The sequence below is a fragment of the Aliiroseovarius sp. CAU 1755 genome, assembly GCF_054482655.1.
Genome location: NZ_JBTLRH010000003.1, coordinates 393,891 through 416,827 on the forward strand (window position 1 = coordinate 393,891; position 22,937 = coordinate 416,827).

19 protein-coding genes and 1 tRNA gene are annotated in these 22,937 nt (G+C 60.5%); 13 read left to right on the forward strand and 7 right to left on the reverse strand.

The window, feature by feature from the left end:
- The first annotated feature begins 14 nt into the window (after positions 1-14).
- Both ACXYMP_RS13845 and ACXYMP_RS13850 read left to right on the forward strand, forming a co-directional pair.
- The gene (locus tag ACXYMP_RS13845) at positions 15-938 is read left to right on the forward strand and encodes an MBL fold metallo-hydrolase (protein ID WP_458907024.1); all 924 of its coding nucleotides are present in this window, start codon (positions 15-17) and stop codon (positions 936-938) included.
- 58 nt (positions 939-996) lie between these two features.
- Positions 997-1,071 (forward strand) — tRNA-Asn (locus ACXYMP_RS13850).
- 163 nt (positions 1,072-1,234) lie between these two features.
- On the opposite strand, the gene ACXYMP_RS13855 is transcribed toward ACXYMP_RS13850, so the two are convergent.
- Positions 1,235-2,692, reverse strand: coding sequence for a hypothetical protein (locus ACXYMP_RS13855; RefSeq protein WP_458907026.1), 1,458 nt, complete (start codon positions 2,690-2,692; stop codon positions 1,235-1,237).
- A gap of 553 nt (positions 2,693-3,245) precedes the next feature.
- Here ACXYMP_RS13855 and ACXYMP_RS13860 point away from each other — a divergent pair.
- On the forward strand, positions 3,246-3,578 hold the full coding sequence (locus ACXYMP_RS13860) for a TfoX/Sxy family protein (RefSeq protein ID WP_458907027.1): 333 nt from the start codon (positions 3,246-3,248) through the stop codon (positions 3,576-3,578).
- 69 nt (positions 3,579-3,647) lie between these two features.
- On the opposite strand, the gene ndk is transcribed toward ACXYMP_RS13860, so the two are convergent.
- Complete coding sequence (gene ndk, locus ACXYMP_RS13865; protein WP_248363266.1) at positions 3,648-4,070, reverse strand: nucleoside-diphosphate kinase; 423 nt, start codon at positions 4,068-4,070, stop codon at positions 3,648-3,650.
- 146 nt (positions 4,071-4,216) lie between these two features.
- Between ndk and ACXYMP_RS13870 the strand changes: the two genes are divergently transcribed.
- From ACXYMP_RS13870 to ACXYMP_RS13880, 3 genes are all read left to right on the forward strand, one after another.
- Positions 4,217-6,073: an ABC-F family ATP-binding cassette domain-containing protein gene (locus ACXYMP_RS13870; protein WP_298566790.1), complete on the forward strand. Its 1,857-nt coding sequence runs from the start codon at positions 4,217-4,219 to the stop codon at positions 6,071-6,073.
- A gap of 2 nt (positions 6,074-6,075) precedes the next feature.
- Positions 6,076-6,699 (forward strand): MarC family protein, encoded by a 624-nt coding sequence (locus ACXYMP_RS13875; RefSeq protein WP_298566612.1) that lies wholly within the window; start codon positions 6,076-6,078, stop codon positions 6,697-6,699.
- 77 nt (positions 6,700-6,776) lie between these two features.
- Positions 6,777-7,358, forward strand: coding sequence for a retropepsin-like aspartic protease family protein (locus tag ACXYMP_RS13880; RefSeq protein ID WP_298566610.1), 582 nt, complete (start codon positions 6,777-6,779; stop codon positions 7,356-7,358).
- 9 nt (positions 7,359-7,367) lie between these two features.
- Here ACXYMP_RS13880 and ACXYMP_RS13885 read toward each other — a convergent pair whose 3' ends face one another.
- Both ACXYMP_RS13885 and ACXYMP_RS13890 read right to left on the reverse strand, forming a co-directional pair.
- A complete protein-coding gene (locus ACXYMP_RS13885) occupies positions 7,368-7,913 on the reverse strand; it encodes a DNA polymerase III subunit chi (RefSeq protein ID WP_458907028.1) in 546 nt (181 codons plus the stop codon).
- A gap of 4 nt (positions 7,914-7,917) precedes the next feature.
- A complete protein-coding gene (locus ACXYMP_RS13890; RefSeq protein WP_458907029.1) occupies positions 7,918-9,393 on the reverse strand; it encodes a leucyl aminopeptidase in 1,476 nt (491 codons plus the stop codon).
- Positions 9,394-9,527: 134 nt separating this feature from the next.
- On the opposite strand from ACXYMP_RS13890, the gene ACXYMP_RS13895 reads away from it, so the two are divergent.
- Genes ACXYMP_RS13895 through rsmA form a run of 6 tightly spaced genes read left to right on the forward strand, consistent with a single transcriptional unit; the run spans position 9,528 to position 17,125 of the window.
- Entirely contained in the window at positions 9,528-10,691 is a 1,164-nt protein-coding gene (locus tag ACXYMP_RS13895) for an LptF/LptG family permease (RefSeq protein ID WP_458907030.1), read from the forward strand.
- Positions 10,688-11,785 carry an LPS export ABC transporter permease LptG gene (lptG, locus tag ACXYMP_RS13900; RefSeq protein WP_298566606.1) on the forward strand — a complete coding sequence of 366 codons (1,098 nt, stop codon included), beginning with the start codon at positions 10,688-10,690 and terminating at the stop codon, positions 11,783-11,785. Before ACXYMP_RS13895 ends, lptG begins: the two co-directional genes overlap by 4 nt.
- Positions 11,785-13,935, forward strand: coding sequence for an LPS-assembly protein LptD (locus ACXYMP_RS13905; RefSeq protein WP_458907032.1), 2,151 nt, complete (start codon positions 11,785-11,787; stop codon positions 13,933-13,935). The genes lptG and ACXYMP_RS13905 overlap by 1 nt, the downstream gene beginning before the upstream one ends.
- Positions 13,936-13,977: 42 nt before the next feature.
- Positions 13,978-15,291: a peptidylprolyl isomerase gene (locus ACXYMP_RS13910; protein ID WP_458907034.1), complete on the forward strand. Its 1,314-nt coding sequence runs from the start codon at positions 13,978-13,980 to the stop codon at positions 15,289-15,291.
- Complete coding sequence (gene pdxA / locus ACXYMP_RS13915; protein WP_458907036.1) at positions 15,288-16,289, forward strand: 4-hydroxythreonine-4-phosphate dehydrogenase PdxA; 1,002 nt, start codon at positions 15,288-15,290, stop codon at positions 16,287-16,289. Before ACXYMP_RS13910 ends, pdxA begins: the two co-directional genes overlap by 4 nt.
- Positions 16,286-17,125, forward strand: a complete 840-nt coding sequence (gene rsmA, locus ACXYMP_RS13920) for a 16S rRNA (adenine(1518)-N(6)/adenine(1519)-N(6))-dimethyltransferase RsmA (RefSeq protein ID WP_298566602.1) — start codon at positions 16,286-16,288, stop codon at positions 17,123-17,125. Before pdxA ends, rsmA begins: the two co-directional genes overlap by 4 nt.
- A 13-nt stretch (positions 17,126-17,138) precedes the next feature.
- Here the strand turns inward: rsmA and ACXYMP_RS13925 are convergent, their stop codons facing one another.
- Complete coding sequence (locus ACXYMP_RS13925; protein ID WP_298566601.1) at positions 17,139-18,827, reverse strand: chloride channel protein; 1,689 nt, start codon at positions 18,825-18,827, stop codon at positions 17,139-17,141.
- Between the two features lie 76 nt (positions 18,828-18,903).
- Here ACXYMP_RS13925 and ACXYMP_RS13930 point away from each other — a divergent pair, with 76 nt between their 5' ends.
- A complete protein-coding gene (locus ACXYMP_RS13930; RefSeq protein ID WP_458907039.1) occupies positions 18,904-20,277 on the forward strand; it encodes an FAD-binding oxidoreductase in 1,374 nt (457 codons plus the stop codon).
- A gap of 6 nt (positions 20,278-20,283) precedes the next feature.
- Here the strand turns inward: ACXYMP_RS13930 and recN are convergent, their stop codons facing one another.
- On the reverse strand, positions 20,284-21,936 hold the full coding sequence (recN, locus tag ACXYMP_RS13935) for a DNA repair protein RecN (RefSeq protein WP_298566599.1): 1,653 nt from the start codon (positions 21,934-21,936) through the stop codon (positions 20,284-20,286).
- Positions 21,937-21,975: 39 nt separating this feature from the next.
- Entirely contained in the window at positions 21,976-22,905 is a 930-nt protein-coding gene (locus ACXYMP_RS13940) for an outer membrane protein assembly factor BamD (RefSeq protein ID WP_458907042.1), read from the reverse strand.
- Positions 22,906-22,937: the final 32 nt, after the last annotated feature.

Sequence of the window (22,937 nt, forward strand, 5' to 3'; positions counted from 1 at the left end):
GCAAGAAGGCTGCAATGGCACACGATCACGTTTTGGAAGACCGCCCGCCCGCCGGGGTGATGTCACAGCTGGAACCGGGCATCCGCCGGATTATCGCTCCGAACCCCTCGCCCATGACCTATTGGGGCACCAATACGTTCGTTCTGGGCGAAGGCGACGTGGCCGTCATTGACCCCGGCCCCGCAGACAAGACCCACCTGCGCGCCCTTCTGGATGGGCTCGAGCGCGGCGAACGGATCACGCAAATTCTGGTGACGCATTCCCATCTGGACCACTCCCCGCTGGCCGGCCCGTTATCAGAGGTGACCGGTGCCAAAGTGCATGCCTTCGGGGACGCCGTCGCAGGGCGCAGTGCGGTGATGACAGAGCTTGTCGCACGCGGCCTTGCATCTGGTGGCGAAGGCGTCGATGCCGCGTTTCGGCCCGATATCTACCTGTCGGACGGGGAAATCTTTACCGCAGGCGGGTGTCAGGTTGAGGCCATCTGGACCCCCGGACACTTTTCCAACCACCTGAGCTTTACCGCACAAGACGCTGTTTTTACAGGAGATCACGTCATGGGATGGGCCAGCTCATTGGTTTCACCGCCGGATGGAGACCTGACGGCTTTCATGTCATCGTGCCAAAAGCTCGCCCAACGACGCGACCGGATTTATTATCCGGCACATGGCGCCGCGATCGACACGCCCGCCGCCCGCATCGCGTGGCTGATTGGCCATCGAAAGTCACGCGAAGCCAACATTCTTGACCTTCTGTCCGACGGCCGCCCCGCGACCATCCCCACCCTGACCAAGGCAATCTATACCGAAACGCCGAAGGCCCTGATCCCCGCAGCCGAACGCAACGTCTTCGCCCATCTAATCGATCTGGCCACCCGCGAAATCGTCGCCGCGAGGCCACAGCTTGACACTCGTGCAGAATTCCTGCGGATCGCGTGAAAAAAACATCAAGCCCTCTTGCGGCCCTGAATCACTCTTGCTATATCGCCCCTCATGTTCCGGCGTAGCTCAGCGGTAGAGCAGTTGACTGTTAATCAATTGGTCGTAGGTTCGATCCCTACCGCCGGAGCCAAAGAATTCAAGGGCTTAGCGATTTTTCGCTAGGCCCTTTTTCTTTACCGGATCAGATTGATGCCTCTAAGTCAGCCGCGCTTCGCACGCCACCGACCGACTGCGTTGTGTTGGCTGGGTGAAGAGCCCCTCTTTCGGACGACTTGCGAATGTAAGAAAGGCGCTTATCCGCGCTTGGGGGTATCTGCGTTGAGATACGAAACAAGCGACTGGTATCGCTTCATGACAGTTCTGAACGCGCCTGCAAGCTGGGGTTCCAGGTTCTGCGGAGTGGGCGCCGTGGCACCTTTGCGTTGGCCAAAGGCTTCTCGTTTCCCGCCTGCCTCTTCGACAATTCGCCGCGGAATGGGACGGTCATAGGGAACGTCAAGGAAGAAAGGTTTCATATCCGGCTGGCGCAACACACGGCGAATGGCCTGTACGAATTTCGCGCCGACCACGGGCAAGGGAACAAAAATTGTGCCATTGCGCAGGTGAAACTCGTTTTTGCTTTTGGCCGTGCGCAACCCCGTCGGAAGACCCGGTCCCGTGCGCAGCTTCTTTGCCCAGATGCCGTCGCCAAATGACCCTTCGAACACAACGCAATTCTGAATGTCGCGTTCGAATGAGGCATAGACGACATCGTCACCAAAGCCAGATGTGGCGAGGAATTCCGAGGCATAGGCAAGCGCCTCTTCATCAAGGTGAAGCGACAGGGAACGGTCGCTGGATTTCAGGATATGGCGGTGTGCCTTGACCTTGATGCCAAGCTGGGCGCCCACTTCTTCCCCGGAATCGGACCGCCCCCTGACGTCTCCGGTTATTGTATGGGCCAGTTTGCATCCCGCAGCCTTCGCAATCGCTGTGCAGGCTGTGGAATCGTAGCCGTTCGAGATCGTCGAAACGACGCCCAAGGGAAATTTGCGCCGCCTGGACTTGGCATTGCGTGATAGCCGCTTGGCCACACGTCGAAGGTTTCTGCGATACGTTGCGAAGGTCAGGTTTGGCTTTTGTTCAAGGTGAAACCGTCTGAGCGGCACACCATCGGCGGACAAAGAGAAATTGTGATACATCACCCGGTAAAAGGCCCACCCGTCGAGCTTGGTGGCAAATGTCTCGGCCAGATCTGCACCCAAGGCAGAACTGTCGTCACTGTGCTTTTTCAGAACGATCGCAAGATCACGCAGCGCCTCATCGTCGATGTCAGGCAGGGCCAACCGGATCGCCAGCGCCATGCTGTTGGTCACATAGCTGACCCCATCGCAGGTTGCCACATACAGTGCATCGAAACAGTGACGCGGCGGTGTGAAAAGAATGTTGCGCAGCAACGAACAGCCCGTGCCGAAGAAATTTGCACTTTCGCGGAACATCGCTTTATGGACCGGACCATCCCAAACGCCCTCGAAGAAGGTGTCGCCGAACTTTTCGACCTGAGATCCCAGCACGAATTGTGTTTTGTCGGGCGTGGATTTGCACAGCCAGGCCAGTGGCGGGATATCGTCATCGCGGTGCCACGAGACGTTGACAGGCTTGCGCAAGTCCTGGCCCGCGATTTCATTATGCGCCAGAACGCGAAGGCAGGCCTGATAGGCTTCGAAGTTCCGCGAACGGTAGACATTGATAAAATCATCAGAAGAAATCATGGGTGGTTCAAGCTTCCAGAGGCGCGTTGACGAACAAAGAAGGGCCGCAGCGATCGTTTAGACAAAATTCGGCAGAGCATGAAGTCATTTCTTGCTGGGATCAAGAACCAAAACGGGCCGATCCCTCAGCAAGGCCAGTCCGTTTTTCGGGGCGCCGCGGTGCCAAAACCGCAAGAAATCCCGGGTGATCAGGCCGGTTACATGTGGCGCGAACGCCACTATATTTCGTCACAAGCCCCCTTCACGAAACTTTTATTCGTCGATTTCCCTTAACTTTCTGTTAACATGTGAATGTCGAAAGACCTCTGGTGGGGAAAATGTGCGCCATATTCAGGCGTAACACTAAGTAACTGGAGCGGGGAATATGGTAGATAAAACAAAGAATAAGCAGATTAAAACGCCAAAACGTGTTGTGCGGTATCTTCGGCAGGAAACGCCTCCGAAGTCTGACCGGACCAAGGCACCAGAACAGGAAACACCGGCTGTGGTGTATACTGACTGGGCCAGCATCTGACGGGTTTTAACCCTGACGCAACGCGACTAGGCTTGGATCATGACTGATCCTGTTTCGTCCATACGCAACCTTGGGCCCGCGTCGGACGCCGCTTTCGAGCGTGCCGGCATCCATACGGCCGAAGACTTGCGCGAACTGGGCGCGGATGAGGCCTATCGCCGTCTTTTGGCGTCGGGATCACGGCCGCACTTCATTGGATATTATGCCATGGTCATGGGGTTGCAGGGGCGCCCTTGGAATGACTGCAAGGGCAATGAAAAAGACGCCCTGCGTGCACGGTTTGATGCGTTGAAGGCTGAGGCCGCCGCGAACAAGCCCCCCGAAGACAAGATGGACGCCATTTTGGATCAGATAGGCATCCGCGCGCCGTGACACCCGCCCTGAATTGAAAAAGCCGCCCGGATTTCTCCGCGCGGCCCTTTTTTTTGCGTCCAACCAGCCTTAGCCGACCAGTTCGAGACCCGAGAAGAAGTAAGCGATTTCTTCTGCTGCGGTTTCCGGTGCGTCCGAGCCGTGGACCGAGTTTTCGCCAACCGATTGGGCAAACTCTTTACGGATCGTGCCTTCGTCAGCGTCGGCCGGGTTGGTGGCGCCCATCACGGTGCGGTAGGTTTTGATGGCGTCGTTGCCTTCCAGAACCTGAACGACAACCGGCTCAGAGATCATGAATTCAACCAGCTCACCGAAGAAGGGGCGCTCTTTGTGGACGCCATAGAAGGTTTCGGCCTGGGCTTGGGTCATGTGGATGCGCTTTTGCGCGATGATGCGCAGGCCAGCGGCTTCGATCTTGGCGTTGATCGCGCCGGTCAGGTTGCGTTTGGTGGCATCGGGTTTGATGATCGAGAAAGTGCGTTGAATGGCCATGTCGGTCCCTTTTGCGTTGGGCAGCGGGACCCCTGCCCCGGTGCGTGTGTGATTTGCGGCCCCCGGTAACATGGGATCGGCGTTTTGGAAAGCAGCGATTGAAGGCGATGATTGACGGGCCTTCCAAGCTCAGGCACATGGTGCCCATGCTTAGAATTTCAGACATCACATATTCCATCTCTGGTCGCACCTTGGTTGAAAACGCCTCGGTGACCATTCCGACAGGCCACAAGGTGGGCCTGGTGGGGCGCAACGGCTCTGGCAAAACGACGCTGTTTCGGATCATTCGCGGCGAGATGGGGTTGGACACGGGCGAGGTTTCGCTTCCCAAGGGTTGGAAAATTGGCGGGGTCAGCCAAGAAGTGCCCGGCAACGAAGTCTCATTGATCGACACGGTTTTGCGGGCAGATACGGAACGCGAAGCTCTGATGACAGAAGCCGAAACGGCCACTGATCCGACCCGCATCGCCGAGGTTCAGACCCGCCTGTCTGACATTGACGCATGGTCGGCCGAGGCGCGCGCGGCCTCGATCCTGAAAGGGCTTGGCTTTACCCATGACGAACAGCAAATGCCCTGCTCGGCGTTTTCCGGCGGGTGGCGCATGCGTGTGGCACTGGCGGCGGTGCTGTTTTCCGAGCCTGACCTTTTGCTGCTGGATGAACCGACCAACTATCTGGATTTGGAAGGCGCGCTGTGGCTTGAGGCTTATCTGGTCAAATACCCCCACACTGTGCTGATCGTCTCGCACGACCGTGAGCTGCTCAACCGATCAGTTGGCGGCATTCTGCATCTCGAAGACAAGGGGCTGATCTATTACACCGGAACGTATGACATGTTCGCCAAACAGCGCGCGCAGAAACGCGCCCTTTTGGCGTCCGCGGCGAAAAAACAGGACGCAAAACGCGAGCATTTACAAGCCTTTGTGGATCGTTTCAAAGCCAAGGCATCCAAGGCCAAACAAGCGCAGTCACGTATAAAGGCGCTGGAGAAGATGGAGACCATTCGCGCGCCGGAAGATGCCGCGCGCACCGTGTTCACCTTCCCCAAACCCGAAGAGCTTCCGCCCCCCATCATCGCCACCGAAAACGCGGCTGTGGGCTATGGTGACACCGTTGTTCTGCGCAATCTGAACCTGCGCATTGATCAAGACGACCGCATCGCGCTGCTTGGGCGCAACGGCGAAGGGAAATCCACGCTCTCCAAATTGTTGTCGGGTCGATTGGACCTGATGGAGGGCACCATGGTGTCCTCGAACAAACTACGCATCGGGTTCTTCGCCCAGCATCAGGTGGAGGAGCTGTATGTCGACGAAACGCCCCTACAACACCTGATGCGCGAACGCGCCGCCGAGGGACAAGCAAAGCTGCGCGCCCGTCTGGCGGGGTTCGGCCTGGGACCGGATCAGGCCGACACCGAGGTCGGACGGCTGTCTGGCGGTCAAAAGGCGCGCCTGTCGCTGTTGCTGGCCACCCTGCCCGCCCCGCATTTGCTGATCCTTGATGAACCAACCAACCACCTCGACATTGAAAGCCGCGAAGCGCTGGTCGAAGCGCTGACCGCCTATAGCGGTGCGGTGATTTTGGTCAGCCACGACATGCATTTGCTGTCCATGGTGGCGGATCGCCTGTGGTTGGTGAAAAACGGACATGTTGCCCCCTACGAAGAAGACCTGCAGGCCTACCGTAAGATGCTTCTTGCCACGGATGAGGATAAGAAACCGCCCAAGGCAAAAACACCCAAGCCGAAACCGAAACGCGCCGACCGGGACACCATCCTTGCCCTGCGCGCCGATTTGCGCAAGGCAGAGGCACGGGTCGAAAAGCTGGAAGCAATGCGCGACAAGCTGGATGCCAAGCTGGGCGACCCCGCGCTTTATGAACCTGAACGCAAAGACGAAGTTGTGGTTTGGCAGAAAAAACACGCCGAAGTGCATGAAGGGCTGGAACGCGCCGAAGAGCTTTGGCTTCGCGCGCAGGAAAAACTGGAACGGGCCGAGGGGTGATCATGGATCTTGCGCTTTTTGTCCCGGCTTTCGTGACGCTGTTCGTCGTGATGGATCCGATCGGCATTTCACCTTTGTTCATGGCGCTGACACAGGGGATGACGACGGCGCAGCGCCGCGCCATCGCACTGCGCGCCTGTGCGACCGCAGCCCTGATCCTGACGCTGTTCGCGTTTCTGGGCGAAGGGGTGCTGAACTTCCTTGGCATCTCGATGCCCGCATTCCGGATCTCCGGCGGCATTTTGTTGTTGTTGACCGCGCTGGACATGCTGTTTGAACGGCGCACGCAGCGGCGCAAGGACCAGTCCGAGGAAGGCGTGGCCAGCGATGATGATCCATCCGTGTTTCCGCTGGCAATGCCCCTGATCGCTGGCCCCGGCTCGATTGCCACGGTGATCTTGCTGTCAGGTCAGGGCGACGGGCTGGCGGGTGTCGGGCTGGCATTGGCGGTCATGGCGCTGGTGCTTCTGATCGCCTTCATCCTGTTCAACGCGGCATCGCTACTGGAACGGCTGTTGCGCGACACCGGGATCAAAGTGGTGACACGGCTGTTGGGCATGCTTCTGTCCGCGTTGGCGGTTCAGTTCGTGCTGGAAGGGTTGCGCGACTTTGGCCTGATGGGATGACACGCGGCGCATTGCCCCGATGACATCACGCCTCCGGCTTCCTATATCTTGAAGATCACTGGCTGACGGATGACAGGATGATTGGCGAAGACTATGCCCGCATTGCCTACCTTGTGCTGCTTTTGGCGGCCGTTGGTGGCTATTTCGTCGCGGAAAACCGTCAGACCCTTGGCAAGAACCTTCGACAGCTTCTGATTTGGGGGCTGATCTTTCTGGGAGCCTTGGCGGCAGTGGGCCTGTGGCAAGACATCCGAAACGACCTGTCGCCGCGCCAAAACCTTGTTCAGGAAACCGGGCAGATCGTGCTGCCGCGCGCCTATGACGGGCATTTCTATGCAACGCTTCTAATGAACGGACAGCCCATCGACTTCGTGCTCGACACCGGGGCCAGCAACATCGTTCTGACCAAAGAGGATGCCTTGAGCGCCGGCGTCAAAATGGAAGCGCTTCGCTTCTTTGGCCGCGCCATGAGCGCCAATGGGCCCGTGCGCACAGCACCCGCCCGGATCGCCCGTGTCGAGCTTTTGGGCATACAGGATTATGGGGTCGAGGTCTGGGTCAATGACGGTGAGATGCCGGGATCATTGCTGGGCAACGATTATCTGCAACGGTTCGAAAAAATCGAAATTCAGCGCGACAAGATGATCCTGACGCGTTAGCAATATCCGTTAATTATCTAAAGGTTCCGTGCTGACCTTCATCTCCCAACGTCCGCTTTCCTGGCTCCAATATTTCGCAGTGCAACCGGCAGCGACGACCTCTTTCCATTGCGATCGTGCCTGCGCCACGGCATCCGGGTCATTGCCATCAAACAGAATGCTCACGCGAGTCATCCGGGTCATTTCGTCCGCCGAAACGGCCGCTCCATCAATCGTCAAAAGCGCATTGGCCGCGTTGGCAAACTCCGTGCCTGCGTCTGCTTCAGTTTCTGTAGTCAGCAACACCGGTTGGTCAGCATCATGCGGGCCGCCGGACGGGCCATGCGGTAAAAAGCTGTCGTCGGCAGATGTCCACAACAGCTCGTCCAGCCATTCAAGGCGGTTCGCATCACGGCCGCGGATGCAGACCTTCCAGCCTGCCTCCAGCGACCGTTGCAACAACACCGGCAATGTGGCCTCAAGCGGGGTGCGGGTCATGTGATAGAAAAAGACCTCGCCGCCACCTTGCGGTGACGCGTCCTGCCCGTCTGCTGCCTTCGCGCCCGGTTCTGTCAATGGATCACGCCTCAAACATGTCCAGAACCAGACGGTTCAGCGCCAAAACGCCCCAACCCGTCGCGCCTTTCGGGGCAAGTGGGCCGTCCTGAGCGACCTGAGCGGTGCCCGCGATGTCGAGGTGAATCCAGGGCTGGCCGTCTTTCACGAAGCGACCAAGGAAATGGGCGGCGGTGATGGACCCTGCGGTGCGCCCGCCAACGTTTTTCATGTCGGCTTTGTGCGACTTGATCAACTGGTCATAGCCCGGACCCATCGGCATGCGCCAAGCGCCTTCGCCTTCGGCGCTGGCCGCCTTCAGCAACCCGTTGCACAACGTATCGTCATTTGAGAAAACGCCTGTGTTTTCATGGCCCAAGCCGATAATGATGGCCCCCGTCAGGGTGGCAAGATCTATCATGCCCGCCGGTTTGTATTCTTCCTGCGCATACCACATCACATCGCACAGAACGAGCCGCCCCTCGGCGTCGGTGTTGATCACTTCGATCGTGTCGCCCTTCATCGAGGCCACGATGTCGCCAGGGCGTTGCGCCCGCCCGTCCGGCATGTTTTCGACCAGCCCGACCAAGCCAACCACATTGGCCTTGGCCTTGCGGGTGGCCAGCGTCTTCATGACACCCGCCACGGTGCCAGCGCCACCCATATCCATGGTCATATCTTCCATGCCCGCAGCCGGTTTGATGCTGATGCCGCCGGTGTCAAACACGACGCCCTTGCCAACAAGGGCCAGAGGTGCGGCACTTGCGTCGCCCCCCATCCATTCCATCACGACCACTTTCGACGGGGCCTCGGACCCTTGCCCGACGGCCAGAAGGGCGCGCATGCCAAGTTTCTCCAATGCGGGTTCGTCCAGCACTTTGACCTTTACGCCCAGCTTCTTGAGATCAATCAGACGATCGGCGAATTCAGTGGTCGTCAGCACGTTGGCCGGCTCATTCACCAGATCGCGCGTGAAGAACACCCCGTCCGTCTGCGCCGCAATTCTATCGCGCGCACCCTCGAACATCACCGGGCGCGACACCATCAAGCGCAAGCTGCCACCTTTTGGGGCATCGTCTTTTTTGCTTTTGTGATCGTCAAACGCGTATCCCCGCAAAGTCGCCCCCAGGGCCAGATCATCCGCGTGCTTCAACGGACCAGCCAAAACCAGAATGTCATTCCCGATCAGATGCTTGCCGATCAACCCACCGGCTTTTCGCACCACGTGCTGGTCGGCGCGCGGCTCAAGTCGCACCACCTGAACGGCGTCCGCTTTCAGGCCGGTCGGAAAGGCCAGCTCATGCGCCTCGCCCTCTTTCAGCTTTTCGAATGTCTTGCTTTCAGCAAAGCGCAACAGAGCGCCGCGCATCAGCTTGTTCACCCGCCGCGCGGCTGGATGCAGCTTGCCCGGTTCGGACAGAACCACGGTGATACGGCCTTCGTGTTCATCGATAAGATCAAGGTTCACGTCGCCAAATTCAGGCAGGATCGGGGTCGTCATGGTCCATTCCTTTCAAGCAATCTTTTGCCATTCCTAGCCAGCCGCGCTGCAATTGACCAGATAGCAGTTTTCCCCGGCCTTTGGATGGTTTAGAAAACAAGCCACTAGCTATCCGGGGTTTTCAGGGGGGACGCGTGGCCAGATTCGACCGTTATATGCTGTCGCAACTGATATTGCTGTTCGGCTTTTACGGGCTGGTGCTGGTCTTGCTGTTCTGGGTCAACCGCGCGGTGCGTTTGTTCGACCAGTTGATCGCCAACGGGCAGACCGCCTTGGTGTTTTTAGAGTTTTCGGCGATGATCCTGCCCGGTGTGATTGTGTTCATCATCCCGATCGCCTCGTTCGCGGCGGCGGTTTCGGTGACGAACCGGCTGAACTCCGAAAGCGAATTGGTGGTCGTACAATCGGCGGGGTTTGGCCCTTTCCGCCTGGCCCGCCCGGTTCTGGTCTTTGGCGCCTTCACCGCCCTGTTCATGCTGATCCTGACCCATATTCTGGTGCCGATGAGCCAATTGCGCTTTGCCGAGCGCCAAGCCGAGATCGCGGAAAACATCACCGCGCGTTTTCTGACCGAAGGCAGTTTTGTCCATCCCGCCGAAGGGATCACGCTGTATATCCGCAAAATCAGCGCCGAGGGTGAATTGCACGATATCTTCTTGTCGGACGAACGCGATCCTGACCAGCATTATACCTATACGGCGCAGAAGGCGTTGATTCTGAACACAGATGTCGGGCCGCGGCTGATCATGTTCGAAGGGCTTGCGCAGGTTGTGTCCACCAAAAGCCAGCGCCTGTCGACGACCGGATTTGAGGATTTCACCTACGATATATCGGCACTGCTGTCCGGCCCGATCGGCGGGAACCGCACGATCACCCAGATCTACACGCCCGAGCTTCTGAACCCGACCGCTGCCACCCTGGCGGAGACCGGGGAAACGCGCGCGGCCCTGCGTGCCGAAGGGCATTTCCGAAACGCGCAGGCGCTTTATTCCATCATCACCGCGATGGCCGGGTTTTCGATGTTGATTGTCGCCGGGTTCAGCCGGTTTGGCCTGTGGCGTCAGGTCGTGATCGCGCTTGGGGCCGTGGCATTGCTGCAATCCTTTGACAATACCATGCTGGATCTGGCCCGAAGGTCCGATGCCGCGACCGGGCTGGTCTATCTGGCTACGGCCATTGGCGTCGCGTTCAATCTGGTCGTGTTGGTCATGGCCAGCCGCCCCTCGCCGCGTGACGTTCACCGCCGGCGCCGCGCCTTGCGCGCGCTGGGTCGCGAACCTGCCGGGGGCACCACATGACACTGCATCTGTATATCGCGCGCCGGTTCTTGTATGCGTTCTTGACCATGTTGGTGGTGCTGGCGATGATCTTTGTCCTTTTGGACATGGTCGAAAGCATGCGCCGTTTCGATGCGGCCGCGGTCGGGTTTGGCAATGTGCTGGGTTTGACACTTCTGAACGCACCGGTCTGGATGTATCGCATCCTGCCGCTGATCGTTATCTTGTCCACGCTATGGATGTTTTTGAGCTTGTCACGCAGCTCTGAAATGGTGGTGACACGCGCGGCCGGGCGTTCGGCGCTTGCGACACTGATTTCGCCCGCGCTGACCGTGTTCCTGTTCGGCATACTGGCCGTTGCGGTCGGCAATCCGATCGCCGCCGCGACCTCAAAGAAACACGCCCGCATCGCGGCCCAGTATGAAGGCAGCGGTGGATCTGTCCTGTCGATCTCGACCGAGGGCGTTTGGCTCAGGCAGGGCAACGAAACCGGACAGACCGTGATCCGCGCCGTGCAATCGGATCTGGAAGGCACCCGCCTGTCGGGCGTGACCTTCTTTTCCTTCGCGCCTGATGGCGTTCCGACAATGCGGATCGAAGCCGCGTCGGCCAAGCTGGAACCCGGGCATTGGGTGCTGAGCAGTGCCAAGGTCTGGGATCTTGCCGACACGCAGAACCCCGAAACCGAAGCGTTGGTGCGTCCGACCTTCTGGGTCGCATCGAACCTGACGCAGGACCAGATCCGCGACAGTTTCGGCAAGCCCAGCTCGATCTCGATCTGGGATCTGCCGGGATTTATCCGCCAGTTGGAAACTGCAGGCTTTTCCGCCCGCGCCCACCGGGTGTGGTTCCAGATGGAACTGGCAATGCCCGTCTTCATGGTTGCCATGGTGCTGATCGGTGCAGGCTTTACCATGCGCCACACGCGATTTGGCCGCACAGGGATCATGGTGTTGTTTGCCCTGATGATGGGGTTCGGTGCGTATTTCATCCGTAACTTCGCCCAGATCCTCGGTGAAAACGGTCAGATCCCGATCCTGATGGCGGCATGGGCGCCGCCGATCGCGGCGCTGTTGATGCCAATGGGCATCTTGCTGCATCTGGAGGATGGCTGATGGGTCTGTCGCGACTTGCGAAAGCCTTGACCACGGCTGTCTGGCTGGGCTTGTGCGCCCCGCTTGTCAGCGTGGCTTTCACCGCGACCCCTGCATTTGCGGGGCAGGCCAGTCTGATTGCCGACCATGTTCAGGTTGTGGGCAACGGTGCGCTGGTGGCGCGGGGCAATGTGGTTGTGCTTTATGAAGACGTGCGTCTGACGGCGTCGCGTGTGAGCTATGACAAGGCCACCGACAGCCTGGCCATCGAGGGACCGATCACCATCACCCGCGGTGAGGGATCGGTGCTGATCGCAGATGCCGCGCGCCTGTCAGCGGATCTGAAAAACGGCATCCTGAAAAGCGCTCGGCTGGTGCTGGATCAACAATTGCAGATCGCTGCGGCCCAGATCAATCGGGTCGAGGATCGCTATACCCAGATGAGCCGCGTCGTGGCGTCTTCTTGCCAAGTTTGCCCAAGCAGCCCGGTGCCGCTGTGGCAGATCCGGGCGGATCGCGTGATACATGACGAAAAAGAACGCCAGCTTTATTTTCATGGCGCGCAACTTCGCATCGCCGACATACCGGTCTTCTATCTGCCCCGGTTGCGCCTGCCCGACCCGACGCTAAAGCGCGCCACCGGGTTTCTGCCGCCGAAGATCCGCACCACCTCGACCCTTGGCACCGGGCTGTTGACACCCTTCTTCTGGAAGCTTGGGGACCATGCCGACCTGACGCTGTCGCCGTTTCTTGCCGCCAAGACCTCGACGCTTGAGCTGCGCTATCGACAGGCGTTTCGTGCCGGCGACATTACCTTTACCGGAGCGGTCAGCGACGATGCGATCTTGCCCGGCGAAACCCGCTTCTACCTGTTTGGTGAAGGTGAGTTTGCCCTGCCACGCGACTATACGCTCAGCTTTGAACTGCAAGAGGTATCGGACCCCGGTTATTTGCTGGACTACGGCTATTCCGATCAGGACCGGTTGCGCAATGCAGTGTCAGTGATGCGCGCGCGGCGCGACGAGTTCGTGTTCGCAGGTATCACCCGCTATGACACTCTGCGCGAGGCTGAGATCCCGATCTCGGATCAGCTCCCCTTTGCGCAGATCGACGCCTTTTATGAGCGCCGACTGTTTCCGACTTGGGTCGCGGGCGAGTTTCGCGCGCAATTATCCTGGCAAGCACACTTCCGCGAAAGCGACGCCGATATCCTTGGCCGCGATGTCGCCCGTCTGGGGGCTGGGCTCAGCTGGCACCGCGACTGGGTCAGTGCCTCCGGAATCGTTGTCGAAGCAGATGCCGGCGTGGATGCCAACATCTATTGGATCGAACAAGACAGCCGGTTTGCAACCGAACAAAGCTTTGCGACCCCGTCGGCGGGCATAACCCTGCGCTGGCCGATGTCGCGGGTCACGGGCACAGGAGCGGTGGACGTGATCGAACCGATCGCGCATCTGGCATGGTCAGAACAAGTCGGCGCCGAAATACCGAACGAAGACAGCGTGTTTGTCGAATTTGACGAATCCAACCTGTTCGATCTTAGCCGGTTTCCCGGCAAGGATCGGCGCGAAAACGGCGCGCGGGCGGCTGTCGGGCTGAGCTGGACGCGGCACGCCCCGTCGGGCTGGGCCTTCACGCTGGCGGCGGGGCGGGTCTTTCGCCGGGTCGATCTGGGCCAGTTTACCGACGCCTCGGGTCTGTCAGGCACCGCATCCGACTGGTTGCTGGGGGCACAGGTCAATCTGGGCGGACGGTTTGCCCTGCAGGGCCGCGCCCTGGTCAATGATGATCTCAACATCACCAAATCCGAAACGCGTGCGGCCTATCTGACGGATCGGCTGGAGATGGGCGCCGCCCATATCTGGGTGATCGAGGACACGGCCGAAGACCGACCCGACCCGACCCATGAGCTGCGACTGGACGGCGCGTATCAGATCAGCGATTTCTGGCGCGTGTCGGCAGATGGCATCTTTGACCTTGAGGCCAATCAGGCCACGCGGGCCGGTCTGGGGCTACAATACCGAAATGAATGCCTTTTGGTCGATCTTTCCCTCTCGCGTCGCTTCACATCCTCTATTAATGTGACGCCAACGACGGATTTCGGGTTGCAGGTCGAACTGACCGGATTTGGGGGCGGCCGCGGCGCACGCGCGCATAAATGCGGGGGCTGACCGGAGACGGCCAGCGGATGACAGCCGCGACAAGAGATTGAGATGACGAAGAGCAGATCGGACAAGAAAATGGTGAACCGCATGGCCAACACCCGCATCAACAGCGCACCCGGCAAACATCTGGGCCAACGGCTTTTGTCAGGGATGCTGGCGGGGCTCTTGATCCTCGTGATGACCGGCGCCGGGACGGCCGTGGCACAAGACCTATTTGCGCCGGTAAAGAAAATCAACGAACGCGTGATCACCGCCTACGAGCTGTCGCAGCGCATGGCGTTTCTGACGATCCTGAAGGCGCCCGGAGATATCCGCAAACTGGCGCTTGAGCAGTTGACCGACGAAGCACTGCAACGTCAGGCGGCGGACATCGCCGACATTGAACCTTCGGCCGAAGAGGTTCTGGCGGGGATGGAAGAGTTCACCGGGCGGTTCAATCTGGATGTCGAAACCTTCAACAAGATCATAGCCCAGGGCGGCATCGCGCCCGAAACCTTCCGCGATTTTGTATCCGGCGGCATCGCATGGCGCGCGGTTGTGCGCGCGCGTTGGGCCGGGCGCATCACCATCACCGAAGACGAGATCGACCGCCAACTGGCGCTGACCCGGCCCGGTGCTGGCGTGCGCGTGCTGTTGTCTGAGATCATTCTGCCTGCACAAACGCCACCGCAAATGCAGGCCGCAAACGCGCGTGCCTCGGAACTGGGCGCGATCACCACCCTGCCCGCCTTCGCATCAGCCGCCCGGCGCTTTTCGGTCGCGCCATCACGGGGCCGCTCTGGTCGGCTTGACTGGATGGACATCGCCAATCTGCCGCCCGCAGTCGCTGCGAAAATCCTGCCGCTGGCCCCCGGTCATGTCACCGAACCGATCCCGGTCAAGAACGGCGTCGCGGTGTTCCAGCTTCGGGCGCTTGAAGAAACCGACGTTCCAGCCCCCACGGATGTGACGGTGGATTATGCCACCTTCCTGATCCCCGGCGGTCGCAGCGAAAAGGCCCTGACGCAAGCTGCCAGCATCCGCGCCAAGGTGGACACCTGTGATGACCTCTATGCCGTCGCGCAAGATCTTCCCGAAGAGCAATTGCAACGCGAGGCCCTGCCCATCGGGCAGATCCCCACCAACTATGCGCTGGAGCTTGCCAAATTGGACGAAGGTGAAAGCTCGACAGCGCTGACATCGGCGTCGGGGCAGAACCTGGTCTTTCTGATGCTGTGTTCTCGCATACGCGATCTGCCTGAAGAGATCAGCCGCGATGACATTCGGCGGCAGTTGACCAATGGACGTCTGCAAAACCTGGCAACCGCTTATCTGGACGAGCTGAGGGCCGCAGCCCATATCGAAGACTACCTGACCCAATGACCGGCCATCCCTTGCCGACCGGCGCGCGACGGCCCGTGGCGTTGACCATGGGGGAACCAGCGGGGATCGGACCGGATATCGCGGGTCTTGCCTTCGATACGCTTGGCATTTCGGTGCCGTTCTTCCTGATCGGCGATCCGGCACATCTGCCTGACGATCGGCCGTTCACCCTCATCACGAAACCGTCGGACGCGTTGGACGCAGACAGCCTGCCTGTGCTTGCGCATGATTTCGGAACGCCGCGCACCCCCGGCGTCGCCCAACCGGATCACGCGGCACATGTCATCGCGGTGATCGAGAAGGCGGTCAGCCTGACCCAATCCGGCGAGGCACTGGCGGTCTGCACCAACCCGATCCACAAGAAAGCGCTGAAAGATGGCGCGGGGTTTGCCTTTCCCGGCCACACTGAATTTCTGTCCCATCTTGCCGGAGGCGCTGATGTGGTGATGATGCTGGCTTGCGAAGGGCTGCGCGTCGTTCCCGCCACCATCCACATCGCCCTGTCCGAGGTGCCCGCCGCGCTGACGCCCGCGCTTCTGAAACAAGTCATCCAGACCACCTATGCCGCCCTGATCAACGATTTCGGCCTGACCTCGCCGCGCATTGCGGTGGCTGGGCTGAACCCTCATGCGGGCGAAGGTGGCGCAATGGGGCGCGAAGAGATCGAGATGATCTCGCCCCTTCTTGACGACCTGCGCGCGGGTGGAATGAACCTGATCGGTCCGTCCTCGGCAGACACCATGTTCCATGCCGCCGCGCGCGCAGGCTATGACGCGGCGATCTGCATGTATCACGATCAAGCACTGATCCCGATCAAGACCATCGACTTTTCGGGCGGTGTCAACGTGACACTGGGCTTGCCCTTCGTGCGCACATCTCCCGACCACGGCACCGCGTTTGATATCGCTGGAACGGACAAGGGCGACCCAAGCTCGCTGATCGCGGCGTTGCGCATGGCGCACCAGATGGGCCGCGCCAGACAGGAGCGTCACGCATGAGTCAGATCGACGGCCTGCCCCCGCTGCGCGAGGTCATAGCGACCCACGGGTTGATCGCCAAGAAATCACTTGGGCAAAACTTCCTGCTCGACCTCAATCTGACCGCCAAAATCGCTCGGATGGCGGGTGATCTGGCGAACTCGGACGTGCTGGAAATCGGCCCCGGCCCCGGTGGGCTGACGCGCGGTCTGCTGGTCGAAGGCGCGCGCAAGGTGCTGGCGGTGGAAAAGGACAGCCGCGCCATGGCGCCGCTGGCCGAAATTCAAACCGTCTATCCGGACCGGCTGCAGATCATCAACGCTGACGCGCTGACCCTTGATCCGCTAGAGCATCTGACCCCGCCCATTCGCATCGTCGCCAACTTGCCTTACAATGTCGGGACCGAGCTTTTGGTGCGGTGGCTCACGCCGCCCAGTTGGCCGCCGGTCTGGGACAGCCTGACCTTGATGTTCCAGAAAGAAGTCGCCGAACGCATCGTCGCCCAGCCCGGATCAAAGAAATATGGCCGCTTGGCGGTGCTGGCCCAGTGGCGCACCACACCGCGCATCGTGATGGAACTGCCACCCGAGGCGTTCACCCCGCCGCCCAAGATCCATTCCGCCGTGGTGCATTTCGACGCCCTGCCCGCGCCCCGGTTTGAGGCCGACCCGGACAAGCTGCAAGCCCTTGTGGCCAAAGCCTTCGGGCAACGGCGCAAGATGCTGCGCGCGTCCCTGAAAGGGCTGCATCCCGAGATAGAGGACGTGCTGACATCGGTCGGGATCAAACCCACCTCGCGCGCCGAAGAGATCGGGATCGAAGCGTTCTGCGCCTTGAGCCGCGCGCTGAGCGCGTAGACGGGTAATCGCCCTAGCTGTGTTCTTCTGCCGCCGTATCCGCCAGTGCGCGGTTGAAGGCTTTCAACGCATCAACATGAAACACCGCACCCCAAAGTTCGGGCGGGTCGCCTGCCCCACCAAGCGTTACCACAGGAATGAACCGCGCGTTCGAGCTTTCAAACATCGGCATCAGCGCCTCCAGCGTGGCGTTTCCGTCGACATAGACGCCTTCTTCGATCAATTCCCAGCACTGCGCTTCACCGGCTGCGCGGGCGTCAACCTTGTCGCGCATGATTTGTGCGACACGCACCGTGCTCAACAGATAAGCCTGTGGCCCGGCAGCCAGATGGATATTGCGCCGCTCCAATTGGGTCAGGAAGAAACTGCGATCGACCCAACGGCTGGCCAAGGCTGTCGACAGCGATACCGCGGCCATGACGGCAATTCCGGTTTGCCAGTCTCCGGTCAGTTCGAACACGATCAACGTGGTTGAAATCGGCGCGCCCAGCACCGCCGCCGCAACGGCCCCCATTCCGGCAAGCGCATAGAGTGTCTCGGACCCTGACACGTCAGGGAAAACAGCCGTTGCAACGATGCCGAAGGCCAAGCCGGTCAGCGCCCCGACCATCAAGGCAGGGGAAAACACGCCCCCCCCCATACGCCCGGCCATGGTGATCGCCACAGCCGCCACCTTCACCACCACATAGGTGATCGCCAATTGCAGACCCAGCCCACCGGTCAGGGCGACCGATGTCGTTTCATACCCAACGCCGATGATATGAGGAAACCAGATGGCAATTGCGCCTAGGATCAACCCGGCGAGGGCGGGTCGCAGCACCTTCGGAAGTCGCAAGGTCGCCTGTAACGAATTGCCGACATCATCAGCCCAGAAAATCGCCCGCATAAGGATGACGGCGACCACGCCGCACACAACGCCAAGAAGCAAAAAGGCAGGCAATTCGACATAGAAGGCTAGCGACCCCTCGGCGGGCAAAACGAACTCTGTCACATCGCCATATTCGATCCGGTTGATCACTGTGCCCGCGACTGACGCGATGGCGATGGGGGCGAAGGCATGCACCGCGAAGTGGCGCAACACGACCTCCAACGCGAACAGCGCGCCGGCAATGGGCGCGTTGAAGCTGGCAGAAACAGCCGCCGCCACGGCGCAGCCAAGCAAATCGCGGCCGGTCACGCCATTGGCGTTGATCCGCGCGGACACCCAGCTGGAAATCACCGCGGCCAAGTGCACAACCGGACCTTCGCGGCCTGACGACCCGCCGGTCGACAGCGTAATCATGGACGCCAGCGCCGAACCCAACCCCGCGCGTTTTTCGACCCGACCGTCCCACAGGGCGGCGCCTTCGATCACGTCAGCCACGGCGCGCACGCGTCCGTCATGGGTAAACCAGTTCAGGATGATCCCGACCACCAGCCCACCAAATGCAGGGATCAGCAGCACCCAATACCACGGCAACGTGCCGGCAAAACTGTGCAGATGCGCAAGGTCTTCGGTGCCATAAAGGGCCGCCTGCAGCTTCTCGATCCCTTTTCGAAATCCAAGGGCGGCAAATCCGGACGCAATTCCGATCACCAAAGCGATCAGCCAGAACTGTACTTGACTGGGGCCTTGCTTGGCCAAAATATGCCAACCGGTGGAGGTCCGATCCACCAAATCCCGCAAAGCGCGATCTAAGAACAATTTTAGCCGATTAGGCATGGTCCCCCGCCCGCGCGGCCCTTCCCAAGATCACGCATTTACCATAAGTTGTTCCGGCTTTGCTGGGGAGGATGGGATGACCATCGACACCGTGTTTACCGAGCTTTCGTCCATGCTAGGCGATCGGCTCAGCCGCTCCAAGTCCGATCTGGACCATCACGGTGGTTCTGAAAGCCATTTCGCCCTTTCCCCGCCCGATGCGGTGGCATGGCCCGAAACCACGGACGAGGTCAGCCGCATTCTGCTCCTGTGCCACAACGCGTCTGTCCCAGTCATTGCTTATGGCGCGGGCACGTCATTGGAAGGTCACACAAGCGCGCGCCATGGGGGGCTGTGTCTGGACATGAGCCGGATGAACGCCCTGATCACCACCGATCCCGGCGACATGATCGCGGTGGTGCAACCCGGCCTGACCCGCGAAGATCTGAACCATGAGCTGCGCATGTTGGGCGTTTTCTTTCCGGTGGACCCCGGCGCCAATGCCTCGATCGGGGGGATGGCGGCAACGCGCGCCTCTGGCACAACCACGGTGCGCTATGGGTCGATGCGCGACAATGTGCTGGGCCTGACCGTGGTGCTGGCAGATGGGCGGATCATCAAAACCGGATCGCGCGCGGCGAAGTCGGCATCGGGCTACGATCTGACGGCGCTGTTTTTAGGCTCGGAGGGCACGCTTGGCATCATCACCGAACTGACCCTGCGCTTGCACGGCACACCAGAAGTGATCAGCGCCGGCATTTGCGCCTTCCCCGATATGGAAGCCGCCGTTGGCACGGTGCAGCAAGTCATCCAGATGGGCATTCAGATGGCCCGCATCGAGTTCGTCGACGCCGACACCGCCCGCGCCTTCAACGGCTTTGCCGGCACCGAGATGCCCGAATGCCCGCATCTATTGGTCGAGTTTCACGGAAGCCCCGCCGCGGTGGCAGAAGCCAGCCAAGGCTTTGGCGACATCGCAGACGAGTTTGGCGCGCGCGGATATGAACACGCCACCCGCACCGAAGATCGCAATGCGCTGTGGAAGATCCGCCACCACGCATATTATGCGGTGTTGTCGCTGCGCCCCGGCGCGCGCGCGATTGTCACCGATATCTGCGTGCCCTTGTCCAAACTGGCGCAGGCGGTCGAAGAAACGCGGGCCGATATTGCCAGTTCAGGTCTGCTCGGCCCGATCCTTGGCCATGTGGGTGACGGAAACTTCCACGCGATCTTACTGATCGACGACGGCAACGAAGCCGAGAAGGCCACCGCCAAGGCGCTTGCCAAGCGGATGAGCGACCGCGCCCTTGCGATGGGCGGCACCATCACCGGCGAGCACGGCATCGGCATGGGCAAGCTGGAATTGATGGAAGGTGAGCACGGAGACGCATGGGCGGTGATGGGCGACATCAAGGCCGCGCTCGACCCGAGCGGCATCCTGAACCCCGGCAAACTGGTGCCACAAGGGTAACGCGGTCTACCCGCCCAGCAGTTCCTTCGCCGCCGCCCGGCCTGCTTCGGTGATTGTGTCGCCCGAGATCATGCGCGCCACCTCGTCCACCCGCGCCGCATCGTCCAGCGCCAGAACCGTGGAGCGTGTCATGCCCTCCGCCACCGATTTTTGCACCTGCCAGTGGTGGTCGCCCAACGCGGCGACTTGTGGGCTGTGGGTCACCACCAACACCTGCCCGCCATCCGACAATGCTGACAGGCGACGCCCAACCGCATCGGCGGTCGCGCCGCCGACACCCCGGTCGATCTCGTCAAAGATCATCGTCAGCCCATCGGCCTCGCGGGTCAGGCAAACCTTCAGCGCCAGCAGAAACCGGCTCAGCTCTCCCCCGGATGCGATCTTGTTCAGCGGACCGGAAGGCGCGCCGGGATTGGTGGCAACGGTGAAGGTCACCTGATCGCGCCCCTCTGGCCCGCTTTCCGCAACGGCCAGCGCTGTGGTGAAGACAGCGCGTTCCATCTTGAGCGGCGCAAGTTCGCCCGACATCGCCTTGTCCAGATCCTTTGCCGCTGCCTTGCGGGCACGGGTCAAAGAGGTGGCGGCTTGGTCATAGCGCGTCTGCGCTTCTGCCACGTCCTTTTCCAGCCCAGCGATGGCCCCGGCACCTGCATCCAGTGCCACAAGGCGCGCGCGCAATTCTTCGGCAAAGCCACCAAGGTCATCCGGGGCCACCTGATGTTTGCGTGCCATGGCGCGAATCGCGAACAAGCGTTCTTCGGCCTGATCCAGTTCATGCGGGTCGAAGGACAATGTTTCCATTGCTGTTTCAACACCCTGCACCGCATCGCCCAGTTCGGCCAACGCCCGCCCAAGGGCCGAGATTGGCGGATCCAGCGCCTCGCCCGCCTGATCTGCCACGCCTTCCAGCCACCTGAGCGCATCGCCCATCCGGGCCTCGGCCCCTTCGCCAGCGCTCAGCGCTTGATGGGCCTTGGTGATGTCCTCGCCAATCCGTTCGGCGGCCTGCATCAACCGGCGGCGACTGTCGAGCTCTGCATCCTCGCCGGGTTCCGGGGCAAGCGCGCCCAACTCGCCCACCGCGTGGCGCAGAAACTCCTCTTCGGCCTGAGCGGCTTGCAGATCGGCGCGGGCCTGATCCAACGCTTTTTGCGCCTTGGCCAAGTCGCGCCATGCAGCGCGGGTGGCATCAAGTTGCGCGCCAAGCCCGCCAAATTCATCCAGCAATTGACGGTGCACACGCGGGTTCAAAAGACCGCGGTCGTCCTGTTGGCCGTGCAGTTCCACCAGCGTGTCAGACAGGGCGCGCAGCACCTCGCCCGAGGCACGGCGGTCGTTCACCCACGCCGTCTTGCGCCCATCGGCGCGGTTTATCCGGCGCAGCACCAGCTCGTCCTCGACGGGGATACCAGCGTCGTCCAGCACCGCGCGGGCCGGGTGGGTTTCAGGCAGATCGAAGATCGCGGTCACTTCGCCCTGTTCGGCGCCCGTGCGCACAAGATCCGCGCGCCCGCGCCAACCCAGAACGAAGCCAAGACTGTCCAGCAATATGGATTTGCCCGCACCGGTTTCCCCGGTCAGCACGTTCAGGCCCGGCTGAAACTCAAGCTCCAACCGGTCAATGATCAGAAGATCGCGGATATCAAGACCACGCAGCATTGAGCCCCCGGTCGCGCCTTGGCCCATCCCAGATAGGGATCAGAGCCATTCACCTTTGATAAGCTGACGATAGACCTTGTTCAGCCAGTTGTTGCCTTTGGCTTCAGGTTTCAGCCCGGCCTTGGTCAACAAACGATAGCTGCTTTCATACCAAGGGGTCGACTGGAAGTTGTGGCCCAGAATCGCGCCTGCGGTCTGCGCCTCGTTGGTCAGCCCAAGCGACAGATAGCCTTCGACAAGCCGGTGCAGCGCCTCGGCCACGTGGCTGGTGGTCTGGAACTGCTCCACCACCACGCGGAAGCGGTTGATTGCCGCGGCATAGTGCTTGCGCTTGAGGTAGTAGCGACCAATCTCCATTTCCTTCGCTGCCAAGTGGTCGAAGGCCAGGTCGAACTTGAGGATCGCTGATTTGGCGTATTCGGTATTCGGATAGCGTTCGATCACCACACGCAGCGCCTGAAGGGCCTGATAGGTCAAACCCTGATCGCGTCCGATCTCGTCGATCTGGTCGTAATAGCTGAGCGCCAGCAGATACTGCGCATAGGCCGCATCTTCGTCTGCCGGGAAAACATCGATATAGCGCTGCGCACTGGCGCGCGATTGTTCGTAGTCGCGGTCTTTGTGGTAGGAAAAGGCCTGCATGATCAACGCACGCTTGGCCCATTCGGAATAGGGATACAGGCGTTCAACTTCGCCAAACCACTTGGCCGCCTCGGACGGGTCGCCCCGCTCCAGATCGTATTCACCGCGCTTGAAGATTTCTTCGGCGCTCCACTGATCAATGGGTCGCTTTTCCACGGGGGATGCAAACAGACCACCTCCGCCGCCAGATCCGCCGCCGCCCAAACTGCCTGAACTGCCGCCGAGGCTGCCGAAACCCAGACTGCCAGATCCACCGCCGCAAGAGGTCAGAACCATCCCTGACATCAGCGCTGCGCCAATAGCCTTGCCAAAATTCCCGCCGATCATGATCGGTGCCACCCCAAAGATATTCTTGCCAG